Source organism: Micromonospora sp. NPDC048887, assembly GCF_040649715.1.
Taxonomy (GTDB): Bacteria; Actinomycetota; Actinomycetes; order Mycobacteriales; family Micromonosporaceae; genus Micromonospora.
In genome coordinates this window covers 57,615-69,688 of record NZ_JBEZGA010000003.1, presented here as the reverse complement: position 1 = coordinate 69,688, position 12,074 = coordinate 57,615, and the positions used below count along the sequence as shown (strand labels likewise).

The 12,074-nt window shown below is 74.4% G+C and carries 12 protein-coding genes; 4 read left to right on the top strand and 8 right to left on the bottom strand.

Annotated elements, in window-relative coordinates; translation table 11 throughout:
• Positions 1-18: 18 nt before the first annotated feature.
• Positions 19-1,098 carry a ribosome small subunit-dependent GTPase A gene (gene rsgA / locus AB0C17_RS05950; RefSeq protein WP_357476878.1) on the bottom strand — a complete coding sequence of 360 codons (1,080 nt, stop codon included), beginning with the start codon at positions 1,096-1,098 and terminating at the stop codon, positions 19-21.
• Positions 1,099-1,321: 223 nt separating this feature from the next.
• On the opposite strand from rsgA, the gene AB0C17_RS05945 reads away from it, so the two are divergent.
• Together AB0C17_RS05945 and AB0C17_RS05940 are read left to right on the top strand one after the other, a co-directional pair.
• Positions 1,322-2,038 (top strand): maleylpyruvate isomerase family mycothiol-dependent enzyme, encoded by a 717-nt coding sequence (locus AB0C17_RS05945; RefSeq protein ID WP_357381002.1) that lies wholly within the window; start codon positions 1,322-1,324, stop codon positions 2,036-2,038.
• A gap of 8 nt (positions 2,039-2,046) precedes the next feature.
• Positions 2,047-2,700 carry an MBL fold metallo-hydrolase gene (locus tag AB0C17_RS05940; RefSeq protein ID WP_357476875.1) on the top strand — a complete coding sequence of 218 codons (654 nt, stop codon included), beginning with the start codon at positions 2,047-2,049 and terminating at the stop codon, positions 2,698-2,700.
• 45 nt (positions 2,701-2,745) lie between these two features.
• Here the strand turns inward: AB0C17_RS05940 and AB0C17_RS05935 are convergent, their stop codons facing one another.
• A complete protein-coding gene (locus tag AB0C17_RS05935; protein ID WP_357476872.1) occupies positions 2,746-3,354 on the bottom strand; it encodes a VTT domain-containing protein in 609 nt (202 codons plus the stop codon).
• 89 nt (positions 3,355-3,443) lie between these two features.
• The gene (locus AB0C17_RS05930; protein WP_357380996.1) at positions 3,444-4,118 is read right to left on the bottom strand and encodes a 50S ribosomal protein L11 methyltransferase; all 675 of its coding nucleotides are present in this window, start codon (positions 4,116-4,118) and stop codon (positions 3,444-3,446) included.
• 181 nt (positions 4,119-4,299) lie between these two features.
• Between AB0C17_RS05930 and AB0C17_RS05925 the strand changes: the two genes are divergently transcribed.
• On the top strand, positions 4,300-4,503 hold the full coding sequence (locus tag AB0C17_RS05925; protein WP_184686822.1) for a cold-shock protein: 204 nt from the start codon (positions 4,300-4,302) through the stop codon (positions 4,501-4,503).
• Positions 4,504-4,553: 50 nt separating this feature from the next.
• Here the strand turns inward: AB0C17_RS05925 and AB0C17_RS05920 are convergent, their stop codons facing one another.
• From AB0C17_RS05920 to AB0C17_RS05900, 5 genes are all read right to left on the bottom strand, one after another.
• On the bottom strand, positions 4,554-5,828 hold the full coding sequence (locus AB0C17_RS05920) for an MFS transporter (RefSeq protein ID WP_357380994.1): 1,275 nt from the start codon (positions 5,826-5,828) through the stop codon (positions 4,554-4,556).
• Positions 5,829-5,850: 22 nt separating this feature from the next.
• Positions 5,851-6,426 (bottom strand): metalloregulator ArsR/SmtB family transcription factor, encoded by a 576-nt coding sequence (locus AB0C17_RS05915; protein WP_357476869.1) that lies wholly within the window; start codon positions 6,424-6,426, stop codon positions 5,851-5,853.
• Positions 6,427-6,523: 97 nt separating this feature from the next.
• Positions 6,524-7,432, bottom strand: a complete 909-nt coding sequence (locus tag AB0C17_RS05910; protein ID WP_357380990.1) for a hypothetical protein — start codon at positions 7,430-7,432, stop codon at positions 6,524-6,526.
• A gap of 169 nt (positions 7,433-7,601) precedes the next feature.
• A complete protein-coding gene (locus AB0C17_RS05905) occupies positions 7,602-9,257 on the bottom strand; it encodes a CocE/NonD family hydrolase (RefSeq protein ID WP_357477266.1) in 1,656 nt (551 codons plus the stop codon).
• Positions 9,254-9,769, bottom strand: coding sequence for a MarR family transcriptional regulator (locus AB0C17_RS05900; RefSeq protein ID WP_357381178.1), 516 nt, complete (start codon positions 9,767-9,769; stop codon positions 9,254-9,256). Before AB0C17_RS05900 ends, AB0C17_RS05905 begins: the two co-directional genes overlap by 4 nt.
• A gap of 135 nt (positions 9,770-9,904) precedes the next feature.
• Between AB0C17_RS05900 and AB0C17_RS05895 the strand changes: the two genes are divergently transcribed.
• Positions 9,905-12,031: an MMPL family transporter gene (locus AB0C17_RS05895; RefSeq protein WP_357476866.1), complete on the top strand. Its 2,127-nt coding sequence runs from the start codon at positions 9,905-9,907 to the stop codon at positions 12,029-12,031.
• Positions 12,032-12,074: the final 43 nt, after the last annotated feature.

The window sequence follows — 12,074 nt, the reverse complement described above, 5'->3', positions numbered from 1 at the left end:
CGACCGGCCCGGGCCGGCTCAGAATCCCCCTGGTGCGGGCGGGGTCGCCGGACGCCCGGTGCGTCGCCGCCCACCCCGCCGGCCGCTCCGCCGTTCGGCCGCGAGCCGGGCCGCGCGCCGGCCGCTCTCGTACTCGATCTCCCGCTGGAGCCGGCGCCAGCTCTCCCAGCGGCGCACCGGCAGCGCGCCGTCGTCCAGCGCGGCCCGCACCGCGCAGCCCGGCTCGGCGTCGTGGGCGCAGTCGCCGTACCGGCAGCCGGCGGCCAGCTCGGTGATGTCGGCGAACGCCCGGTCGAGGCCGGTCGCGCCGTCGAGCAGGCCGACCGCCCGTACGCCCGGGGTGTCCAGCACCGCTCCCCCACCCGGCAGCGGCACCAGCGACCGCCAGGTGGTGGTGTGCCGGCCCTTGCCGTCGACCCGGCGGATCGCCTGGGTGCGCATCACATCGGCCCCGGCCAGCGCGTTGACCAGGCTCGACTTGCCGGCCCCGGAGGGGCCGAGCAGGCCGAGCGTGCGGCCCGGGGCGACGTGCGGGCGCAGCGGCGCCAGGCCGGTGCCGTGCTCGGCGCTGACCGGCAGCACCGGCACCCCCGGCGCGAGGTCGGCCAGCTGCCGGGCGACCGCCGCCGGGTCGGCGGCCAGGTCCGCCTTGGTGAGCACGACCAGCGGCTCCGCGCCGGACTCGTGCACCAGGGACAGCAGCCGTTCGATCCGCGCGGCGTCCGGCTCCGGGTGCACCGGCTCGACCACCGCCGCGGCGTCGAGGTTTGCGGCCAGCACCTGGCCGCTGGCGTCCTTGCCGGCGGTACGCCGCACCAGCGCGGTACGCCGGGGCAGCACCGCCTCCACCGTGACCGGGCCGTCCGGCCAGGCGCACAGCAGCACCCAGTCACCCGCGCAGGGCAGCGCGGTCGCGTCGCGGGCGGCGGCGGACAGCACGCCGCCGCCGAGGCTGGCCCGCACCGGCCCCTGCGGGCACAGCACGGTGCAGACGCCCCGGTCCACCCGGGCGACCCGCCCGGGAGTACGGCCGGAGCGACGGTCGAGATGGGCCGCCCAGCCGGCGTCCCAGCCGAGGGCGGTCAGATCGAGAGTCATGGTGTCCTCATCGGTGTCGAGGGGAGATACGGCGGAACACACGCGTTGCGACCGGCATGCGCACCACCTCCCCTCCGACTCCCGGTGCCGCGTAGACGACGGCACGGACCAGACGGTCCGAGGTCGTCGGCCCTGACGGTAGGGGCCGCGCCGACGCGCCGAAAGCGATTTCCCCGGCGGCACGGCCCGGTCCGGCCCGCTACTGTCGAACCGTGAGAACGCGATGACCGCCGACCCCCTGCTGCTGACCGGCGCGCTGGCCGAGGCGAACGACCGGCTGCTGCGTACCGTGTCCGGTCTGACCGCCGAGGACGTCGCGGCACCGTCGCTGCTGCCGGGCTGGTCCCGCGCGCACGTGCTCACCCACCTGGCCCGCAACGCCGACGGGTTCGTCAACCTGCTCACCTCCGCGCGCACCGGCGAGGACATCCCGATGTACGCCTCGGCGCAGGCCCGCGCCGACGACATCGACGCGGGCGCGAGCCGTGGCCCGGCCGACCTGCTGGACGACGTACGCCGCAGCGGCCAGCGCTTCGACGCGGCGGTGGCGGCGATGCCCGTCGACGCCTGGGGCGCCACGGTGCGGACCCGGCGTGGCCCGTGGCCGGCGGCGATGCTGGTCTGGGGCCGGTTGCGCGAGGTCGAGGTGCACCACGTCGACCTGGCCGCCGGTTACCGGCCCGCGGAGTGGCCGGAGGCGTTCGCCCAGCGGCTGCTGCACGAGGTGGTCACCGGGCTGGCCGCCAACCCGGCCGCGCCGTCCATGGTGCTGCGCTTCGACGGCGCCGCGTCCGAACTCGTCGTGGGCGACCCCGAGGGGGCGCCCACGGTCACCGGCCCCGCGCCGGAACTCGCCGCCTGGCTGACCGGCCGGGGCGCGGGCGAGATGCTCACCGTCGAACCCGACGGCCCCCTGCCGAACCCACCGGAATGGATCTGAACATCGTCATGACCTACACCGGAGACGTCACGCCCGGCGGCCCGCCGGCCGTACGCGAGCTCGACCGGCTCACCGTCACCAAGCTGTCGGTGGGCCCGATGGACAACAACGCCTATCTGCTGCGCTGCGGGGCCACCGGCGAGCAGGTGCTGATCGACGCCGCGAACGAGGCGCCTCGCCTGCTGGAGCTGGTCGGCGACGGCGGGCTGGCCGCCGTGGTGACCACCCACCAGCACATGGACCACTGGGTCGCGCTGGAGGAGGTGGTGGCCAAGACCGGTGCGCGCGCACTGGTGCACGCCGACGACGCCGAGGGCCTGCCCATCGAGGCCGAGCGGCTCGCCGAGGGCGACACGGTGCCGGTCGGTGACTGCGCGCTGGAGGTCATCCACCTGCGCGGGCACACGCCGGGTTCGATCGCGCTGCTCTACCGCGACCCGGCCGGCACCCCGCATCTCTTCACCGGGGACTCGCTGTTTCCCGGTGGTGTGGGCAACACCGACCAGGACCCGGAGCGCTTCGGCCATCTCATCGACGACGTCGAGGCCAAGCTGTTCGACCGGCTGCCGGACGACACCTGGTTCTACCCCGGCCACGGCAGGGACAGCACCATCGGCGCCGAGCGGCCCGCGCTGCCGCAGTGGCGCGCCCGCGGCTGGTGAGCACGCCCGGCCCGGCCTCCCCCGTGGCGGCCGGGCCGGGCGCGGTCAGCCGGTGACCGCCCGCAACCGCCGCCGGGTGGCGAGCAGCACCGGGCCGGCCAGCAGCAGCCCGACCGCCATGGTCAGCACGGTGGGGTTGAGCGCCGCGGGCAACAGGCCGGTCAGTGCCCGCGCGGCCAGCCCCAGCGCCACGTAGAGCCCGGCCCACGCGGTCGCCCCGGCCGCCGCGCAGGCCAGGAACCGCCGGTACGACATCCGCAGCCCGCCGGCGGCCAGCGGCAGCAACGCGTTGAACACCGGCAGGAACGGCGCCACCAGCACGATCCGGCCGCCGCCGCGGTGCAGCAGCGTCTCGGCGGCGGCCCAGCGGGACTCGCCGATCCAGCCGCCCACCCGGCTGTCCCGCAGCCACCCGCCCCAGCGCCGGCCGGCGAAGAAACTCAGCGACCACCCGGCCAGGCAGCCGGCGACCACCGCCGCGACGGTGAGCGCTCCGCCGGCCGCGCGGCCCGCGCCGACCGCCGCGAGGACCGCGGCGTCGCCGGGCACCAGCACCCCGATCAGGGGTACGGCGTCGGCGAGCATGACCACGCCGAGCAGCCCCATCAGCAGGCTGGTGGGCAGCTCACCGGCGGCGGCCACGAGTTCGTTCATGAGCTGCACGCTATGTCCCGGCGGCACGCCGGCACATGGGGCATGAACCCCCAGTGGTCCCCGACACCCGACCCGGAGATCCCTGAGGGTCAGCGGGGGCGCAGCACCTGCACCCGGCGTACCGGGGAGTCGACAAAGGGTTCGGTGGTCGGCACCAGGTAGCTGGCCACCGGTTCCAGCCCGTCCGGCGGCAGGTGGCCCCGGTCCGGGTCGCCGACCAGCACCTGCACCCCGTGCGCGGCGCAGCGCCGCAGGTAGGGCAGGACCCGGGCGGCCAGGCCCGCGTCGTAGAGCGCGTCGCCGGCCACCAGCAGGTCGGCGTCCGCCACCCCGTCGAGCAGGTCGGCGCCGTCGACGCTCACCCGGACCCGGTTGGCGCGGGCGTTGACCGTGACGGCGGCCACCGCGTACGGGTCGATGTCGTTGGCGACCACCTCGTCGGCCCCGGCGAGCGCGGCGGCGATGGCGACCAGCCCCGATCCGGCGCCCAGGTCGAGCACCCGTCGCCCGGCGGCCAGCTCGGGATGGTCCAGCAGGTGCCGGGCCAGCGCCTGGCCACCGGCCCAGACCGACGCCCAGTACGGCGGCGGCAGCGACCGCCCGGCGGCGGCCTCCATCCGGGCCCACCACAGGATGGCGTCCTCGGCCAGGTGCAGGCGCACCTCGGGGACGAACGGCGTGCCGACCAGGCGCAGGCGGTCCGGGCCCGCGCCGGGCGCCGCGATCTCCTGTTCCAGGTCGGCCAGAGCGGTCTGCGTGCTCATCGGGGCAAGCATGCCGCGCCCCGCCCGGCGGTGGGGTCTTTTTCCCGCCGCGCGCGTATTCACGGGCGCGCCGCGCGCTTCCGGCAGCGGAATGCCGTCCGGACGGTTACTGTCGGGGGTGGTAGAGGGCGATCATCGGTCGAGGGACAGGTGCTCGCCCGCATTGAACAGGGAGAGACGCATGGCAACCGGCACGGTCAAGTGGTTCAACTCGGAAAAGGGCTTCGGCTTCATCGAGCAGGACGGCGGAGGCCCGGACGTGTTCGTCCACTACTCGGCCATTCAGAGCAATGGCTACCGCGAGCTGAACGAGGGCCAGAAGGTCGAGTTCGAGGTGACGCAGGGCCAGAAGGGCCCGCAGGCGGACAACGTCCGTCCCATGTAGTGACGTGCCGGTGACGGCGGTCGGAACCCGACCGCCGTCGCAGCGCATCATCAGGACGGCGCGACCGGCAGGTCGCGCCGTTTCCGTAGTGGCCCGGCCAGCAGGATCAGCGGGGTCAGCGCCAGCCAGGCGGTCATCGCCCGGATCGCGCCGCCCGGCCCCCAGGCCGCGCCCAGCGCCCCGGCGAGCAGCGCGGCCAGCGGAATGGTGCCGTAGTTGAGCAGGTGCATGCTCACAGTCACCCGGCCGAGCAGCCGGTGCGGCGTGTACGTCTGCCGGAAGCTGCCCTTCACCACGTTGCCGATCGCCACGCCCAGGCTCACCAGCACGCCGCCGAGCACCAGCCACGCCGTACGCGCGCCGGGCCCGGCCAGTGGGATGAGCAGCGCGGGCGGGCCGGTCAGGGCGCCGGCGACCAGCAGTGTGCGGGCACTGCCGAGCCGGCGGGCCAGGCGCGCGGCGAGCGCGGCGCCGATCACGCCGCCGAGGCTGGCGAGCCCGATCAGGAGGCCGACGAGGCCCGCCGGAAGGTCGGCCGTCCGGACCAGGAACACCACGAGCACCGCCTGGTAGCCGGTGAGCCCGATGTTGCTCGCCGCCCCGAACACCGTCAGGACCCGCAGGTACGGGTCGCGGGCGACGAATCGCAGCCCGGCGGCGACCTCGCGGCGCAGCGACGTCGACCCGTCCGGACGGTGCGGTCGGGGCTCGACCGCGCGGATGCGCCGCAGGCACAGCGCGGACAGCAGGAAGCTGAACGCGTCCACTGCCACAGCGGTCACCGCGCCGACCAGCTGGGCGACGAGACCGGCCAGTCCCGGCCCGACCAGGTAGCTCGCCGTCTGCGTGGCGTGCAGCCGCGCGTTGGCCTCGGGCACCTGCGCCGGACGCAACAGCGTGGGCAGGTAGACCTGGTCGGCGGTCTCGAAGAAGACCCGGGCCAGGCCGGCGCCGAGCGCCACGATCAGCAGATGCCCGACGGTGAGCAGTCCGGCCAGGGCGGCCACCGGCACGCTCGCGAACAGCGCCGCTGCGGCGAGGTCGGCGGCGATCATCACCGGGCGGCGGCGGACCCGGTCGACCCACGCCCCGACCGGCAGGCCGGCGAGCAGCCAGGGCAGCCAGGCGGCGGCGGTGAGCACCGCCACCTGGAACGTGGTCGCGTCGAGCACCGCGACCGCCACCAGTGGCAGCGCCACTGTGGTCATGTTGCTGCCCACGGCGCTGACCGTGTGACCGGTCCAGAGCAGCCGGAAGTCGTGGTGCCGGAACAGCGGGCCGGGTGCGGCGTCGACCGGCCCTGAGGTGTGCGCGGGGGCGGTCACGACCGCCGCCCCGCTGCGGCGGTCACGGCCGGCCCGGAACGCCGTGGGCGAACACGAAGACCGGCTCGCGGTGCTGTCCGTCGTCCGGGACGGGCCGGTCCGCCCAGCGGGTGAGCAGGGCGATCACCTCACGGCCGAGCGTGTCCAGTTCCTCCGGGGTCAGGTGCAGCCAGTGGTCGGTGCTGAACGGCGCGTCGTTCCAGGCGGCGTACGTCTCGTCCGACGCGGCATGCCAGGCCCGTACCAGTTCGGCGTGCCGCTCCAGGTTGAGCGAGCCGGCGGCCTCGACGACGACCCGGGTGGACGGGTCGTCGCCGAAGTCGGACTCGGACCAGCGCACGCCCCGGTTGCGCGGCTTCCACCAGCGTTCCCGGCGGTCCCGGGCCAGCTCGGGCGCCTCGACCAGCAGGTCGGCGGCGGCGAGCACCTTGAGGTGGTGGCTCACGTTCGCCGGTGCCTGGTCGGTGCGCTCGGCGAGCATGCCGACGGTGCACGGGCCGTACACCTTCAGCACGTCCATGAGCCGGCGGCGCAGCGGATGGGCGAGCGCGGCGAGCACTCGCGAGTCGGTGATCTGCCGGACGGAGGGCTGTTCCATGCGGCGAGTCTGACATCCGCAAGAAACATTGCGCAACACATATTGCGGATTGCGGGGAACCGGGGCGCCGCGATGTGACGGTCGCGGCGCCGGACGGTCAGGCGGTCAGCCGCCGGGACAGCTCGTCGGCGACGTCCCGGGCGATCTGCGGCGGGATGGCCTCGGCGATCTTCTCCGGCGGCAGCCCGGCCAGCACCCCGGAGACGATCTGCTCCTCGTCGGTGAAGTCCTTGCCGGACAGCTCGTTCACCTGCGCCACCAGCGCCGGCCAGGCCCGCAGCATCGCCAGCATCTGCTGCAACGGCGAGTTCGCCATGGGCGGGTTGACCAGCCCGGTGGTGTTGGCCGGCGAGATGAGCCAGTTGCGCAGGTTCTGCAGGTCGGCCAGGACATCGCCGACGGTACGGTTCTTGGCTCCGGTGTCGTTGATGAGCTTGTCGGTCTGTTCCATGTCGTCCTCCGGGTTCGCGATGGCGATCATCCCGATCGCGGTCAGGTAGCGGCGGAACAGCGGGGTCTGGTCCCGGCCCGCCTTCGTGGAGTCGCGGAAGAAGCTGAAGTGGGTGTGGAACAGGTGGCTGCTGTCGCCGCCGGTGCGCCGTCCCAGCCGGTCCCAGCGGCGTACGGTCCGCCCGTCCGGGGAGTAGACGATCTCCCGGATGTCCCGGGTGTCGGCCGCGTTCGCCACGCACTGCGCCACCATCCAGGTGGAGAACGTCCGCAGGTTGTGCGTACCGCCGCCGGAGCGGACGGAGAACGTGCCGACGTCCAGCGCCGACGCGTAGAGCGTGAGCCCGGACCGGTCCCGGCTGGACTCCACCACGGAGTAGTCGTTCGTGACGACCCGGTCGGAGCCGCAGTGGTAGCCGCCGCGGTGGTTGACGTCGCCGACGATGCCGACCTCCGCCGGCTCCAGGTCGTCGGCGCGTACGGCGTTCTTGTCGACGTTGAGGTAGGTGAGTAACAGATTCCGGACGGCCAGCAGGTTCGCCGGGGCCGACGTCATGGCAGATCCCCTTCCGATCGATGACCGGCGAGGACACGACAATCACACCGCGCGATGACATGAGATCCGCGGACGCGCCCCGCCGGAGAACTGCACGGCACCGGGCACTTGCTCCGAGCTTAACCGCAGTTAGGCAGAAATGCCCAGCTCAGGGGCGCTTTTTGAACTCTCAGCCCGCTATGGACGGTGCCGGCACGAACGGCAGCACCAGCGCCGAGGGATGCTCGCGATTGTGGAGGATCTCCCGCCACCCAGCACGGAGGGTCACGGCGGTGCCGAGCGGCTCGCCGGTGCCGGGGTTGCGCGCGTACCGGGGGTGGGCGCCGCCGGAGACCTGCACCCGCAGCCGGTGCCCGGGCGCGAAGCGGTACGCGGCCGGCCAGAGCGGGACCGGCACGGTGACCACGCCGGACGCATCCCGCGGGAACCGGCCCGGCTCGACGCGCACCAGGCCGTCGCAGACGTTCCACGAGCGCCCGCGCCGGTCCACGTCGCACAGACGCACGAACACGTCCAGGTACGACAGTTCGCTGCGCAGGTGGATCTCGGCGCGTACCGGCCCGGCCACCTCGACCGGCTCCCGCAACGGCTCGCTGGTGTACGTGAGCACGTCCGGGCGTGCCTCCACCGGCCGGTTGTCCACCGGGCCGGCCCGCTGGGTCACCAGCAGCGGCCCGCCCAGCGACGGGGTCGGGTCGGCCGGGTCGTACCGGATGCGGTCCGGCGTGCCGTGCTCCTGCGGTTGCGGGGCGAGCGCGCCACCGGACCGCAGGTACCACCGGACCGGCGTGGCGGGCGGCGGCCAGTCCGGCAGGTCGCGCCAGCCGCCGCCGACGCCGCCGACGTGCACCCGCACCGGCGCCCGCTGTGGCGCGGGCCGCCCGGCCAGGTGCGCGTCGAGCCAGTCCAGCCCCTCCCGCAGCGACGCCAGGAGCAGCCCGGGACTGCCGTGCGTCCACGGCCCGACGACGAGGCGGGGACGCGCCCCGGCGGCCCGCAGGCGGGCGAAGTCGTCGAGCTGGGCGGGCAGGAAGATGTCCTGCCAGCCGCTGACCATGACGACCGGCGCGCGGACCTCGGTGATCCGGTCGCCGAAGACCCGGGTACGCCAGTAGTCGGCGCCGGGGGTGTGGTGGCGCAGCCACTCCTGGAAGAACGGCACCGTCACGCCGGTGGCGATCCGGTCGGCCTCGGCCAGCGGCAGGTGCGTCAGGGCGCGGGCGAGCCGGGGCTGGCCGCGTTTGAGTTCCCACTGCCGGGCCAGCCAGGGCACCGTCTGCGCCTCGATCAGCTCGGCCCAGGTGAGCACCGTGTCCAGGGCGAACGACCCGCCCGCGTACGTGGAGTCGCGGGTGGCCGACGCGGTCACCACGGCGACCATCGCGCGCAGTTCCTCGCCCGCCTCGGCGGCGAGCGCCCACTGCACGAAGCCCTGGTAGCTGGCGCCGAACATGCCGAACGCGCCGGTCCACCACCGCTGGCGGCGCAGCCAGTCGAGCGTGTCCAGGCCGTCGTCGCGCTCGTGCACGAACGGCGCGAACTCGCCGCCGGACCCGAACGTGCCGCGGCACGACTGGATCACCACGTGGAAGCCCCGCTCGGCGATCAGGCGGCCCAGCAGCCGGACCGGGCCGCCCCGACCGTACGGGGTGCGGATCAGCACGCACGGCGCGGCGGGCAGGTCGGGCGCGTAGTGGTCGGTGCGCAGCGTCACGCCGTCGCGTACCCGCACCGGGATGTCCCGGCGGACCGCGACCCGCCCGGTGCGGGCGGCGGGCAGTCGCAGCGCCGCGGCGGCGGCCCGGGTGACCAGCCGCACGGTCAGGCGTCCCCGGACCCGGCGCCGCGGCGCGGGGCGGCGCGGATCTCGTCCCGGTGGGTACGCATGGAGTGCACCATTTCGGCCATGAACCGCCGCACCACGGCCAGCTCGTCGTCGCTGAAGCGGTCCATCACCTCGTCGGTACGGCGGCCGAGCGGCCCGAAGAAGCTCTGCGCCAGCGTGGCGCCCCGGTCGGCGTAGTGCAGCAGGATCTTGCGTCGGTCGGTGGTGTCCCGGTCGCGCCGGATGTGGCCGCCGCGCTCCAGCCGGTCGACGAGCGCGGTCACCGAGCCGGAGGAGAGGTTGAGCGCCTCGCCGAGCCGGCCGGGGGTGATCGGGTCGCCCACCAGCTCGGCCTCCATGACCGCGATCAGGGCGTACAGGTCGGTGGCGTTGAGCCCGTGCAGCCCGGCGAACGCGTGCCCGATGTGCTGGGCGTCGACCGAGTAACGGCGCAGGTCGTTTGTGATCTCGGCGACCATCCGACCGCGCGGGTCGTCGCGTCGCCGATACATCCTGTGCGCCGCCACCGCTTGTCGCCCCCCTGTCCGAACCGGTCCGGTTGCAGCATAGAGCCACCCCGGATAATCTCGCTTATCAAGATACTCGCTCAAAGAGAATCCTCCGCGACCAATATGTGAGGGCATCCGATGTCACTGTTCTCCCGCGTCGTCCGGGGCCGGCTCGCCGCCTGGCTCACCCTGGCCGTCGCGCTCGTCGTCGGCGTGGTCGCCTTCGGGCTGCCGAAGCCGGACAACCCCGACCCGGTGTCCGGCACCGGCCTGTCCGTGGAATGGCAGTCGACGCAGGTCGAACGGCTCCAGGACCAGTTGCCCTCCAAGGACGCCCAGACCGCCCTCGTGGTGGTCAGCCGCGCCGACCAGGCACCGCTGAGCGGCACGGACCGCAGCACGCTCGACGGCATCGCCGGCGAGCTGAACTCGCTCGCCGCCGGCGGGCGGGTCTCCCCCGCCCAGGTCTCCCCCGACGGCACCGTGGCGCTGGTCGCGGTGCCGCTGTCCACCGAGGGCGGCCCGTCGGCGGTGGTCGACGAGGTGGAGAAGCTCCGCGAGGCGGTCGGTGACCTGCCCGGCGAGCTGAACGTCGAGGTCACCGGCGGCCCGGCGTTCACCGCCGACCTGGGCAAGGTCTTCGAGGGCGCCGACACCACGCTGCTGCTGTTCACCGCCGCCGTGGTGGCGGTGCTGCTGCTCATCACCTACCGCAGCCCGTTCCTGTGGCTGGTGCCGCTGCTCGTGGTGGGCGCCACCGAGCAGATCACGCTGCGCGTGGTGGAGTCCCTCGTCCCCGCGTTCGGCATCTACCTGCCCAGCGGGCAGGTGACGGGCATCGCCAGCGTGCTGGTCTTCGGCGCCGCCACCAACTACGCGCTGCTGCTCATCGCCCGCTACCGGGAGGAACTGCGCCGCGAGGAGGACCGGTTCGCCGCCATGCGGGCCGCGCTGCGCCGTACCGCCGAGCCGATCCTGGCCAGCGGCAGCACCGTCGTCCTCGGCGTGCTCACGCTGCTGCTCTCCGAGCAGGAGACCAACCGGGCGCTGGCCCTGGCCTGCGCCACCGGCGTGATCCTCGCCATGCTCTCCGCGCTGTTCGTGCTTCCGGCCGCGCTGCTGCTGTTCGGCCGGGGCCTGTTCTGGCCGTTCGTCCCCCGGGTCGGCAGCGCCGCCCGCGAGGGCCGGATCTGGGGCCGCCTCGGCGAGCTGGTGGTCCGCCGCCCGCTGCCGGTCGCCGCGCTCGCCGTCCTGCTGCTCGCCGGCCTCGCACTCGGCGGCCTGGGCATCCGTACCGGGCTGTCCGAGACCGAGCAGTTCAGCGAGAAGCCCGAGGCGGTCGCCGGGGCGGAGACGCTCGCCCGGGCCTTCCCGGCCGGCAGCACCCAGCCGGTCGCGGTCATCACCAACCCACAGGCCGCCCCGGCGGTCCTCGCCGCCGCCTCCGACGTCGACGGGGTCGCCTCGGCCCGCCCCGGCGCCGCCGGGGACCGGGTCGCCCAGATCGACGTGGTGCTCACCGCCGAGCCGGGCAGCGCCGCCTCCGACCGGGCCGTGGTGGCGCTGCGCGACGCCGTGGCCGCCGTACCGGATTCGGCGCCGCCCGCGGTGGACGGCGCGGACGCCCCCGACGGCGCGCTGGTCGGTGGTTCGGTGGCCGCCACGTACGACTCGAACGAGGCGAACACCAAGGACCTCCAGCTGATCCTGCCGCTCATCCTGCTTCTGGTCGGCGCGGTGCTGGTGCTGCTGCTGCGCGGGATCCTGGCGCCGCTGCTGCTGGTGCTCACCGTCATCGGCTCGTTCTTCGCCAGCCTCGGCGCGGCCTGGCTGCTCTTCGACCACGTGCTGGACTTCCCGGCGCTGGACAGCGGGGTGCTGCTGCTCGCGTTCGTGTTCCTGGTGGCGCTCGGCGTCGACTACAACATCTTCCTGGTCACCCGGGCCCGGGAGGACGCGCGGCGCAGCGGCACCCGCGACGGCATGCTGTCCGCGCTGCGCGTCACCGGCGGCGTGATCACCAGTGCGGGTGTGCTGCTCGCGGCGGTGTTCGCGGTGCTCGGCGTGCTGCCGCTGATCACGCTCACCCAGATCGGCATCATCGTCTGCATCGGCGTGCTGCTGGACACGCTGCTGGTCCGTACCGTGCTGGTGCCGGCGCTGGCGTTCCTGCTCGGCGACCGGTTCTGGTGGCCCGGGCGGATCGCCCGGGACGCCGACGCGCCCGCCGTGGCGCCGGCCGAGCCGGTTCCCGCACGGGACTGAGCCGAACAGACGGGCGGGGGCCGGGCGCGTACGCGCCCGGCCC

Bases quoted from the DNA above. Each gene is read 5' to 3' on its own strand.
- rsgA (WP_357476878.1), bottom strand. From the start codon at position 1,098: ATGACTCTCGATCTGACCGCCCTCGGCTGGGACGCCGGCTGGGCGGCC.
- AB0C17_RS05900 (WP_357381178.1), bottom strand. From the start codon at position 9,769: ATGTATCGGCGACGCGACGACCCGCGCGGTCGGATGGTCGCCGAGATC.
- AB0C17_RS05940 (WP_357476875.1), top strand. From the start codon at position 2,047: ATGACCTACACCGGAGACGTCACGCCCGGCGGCCCGCCGGCCGTACGC.
- AB0C17_RS05895 (WP_357476866.1), top strand. From the start codon at position 9,905: ATGTCACTGTTCTCCCGCGTCGTCCGGGGCCGGCTCGCCGCCTGGCTC.
- AB0C17_RS05925 (WP_184686822.1), top strand. From the start codon at position 4,300: ATGGCAACCGGCACGGTCAAGTGGTTCAACTCGGAAAAGGGCTTCGGC.
- AB0C17_RS05915 (WP_357476869.1), bottom strand. From the start codon at position 6,426: ATGGAACAGCCCTCCGTCCGGCAGATCACCGACTCGCGAGTGCTCGCC.
- AB0C17_RS05930 (WP_357380996.1), bottom strand. From the start codon at position 4,118: ATGAGCACGCAGACCGCTCTGGCCGACCTGGAACAGGAGATCGCGGCG.
- AB0C17_RS05945 (WP_357381002.1), top strand. From the start codon at position 1,322: ATGACCGCCGACCCCCTGCTGCTGACCGGCGCGCTGGCCGAGGCGAAC.
- AB0C17_RS05935 (WP_357476872.1), bottom strand. From the start codon at position 3,354: ATGAACGAACTCGTGGCCGCCGCCGGTGAGCTGCCCACCAGCCTGCTG.
- AB0C17_RS05910 (WP_357380990.1), bottom strand. From the start codon at position 7,432: ATGACGTCGGCCCCGGCGAACCTGCTGGCCGTCCGGAATCTGTTACTC.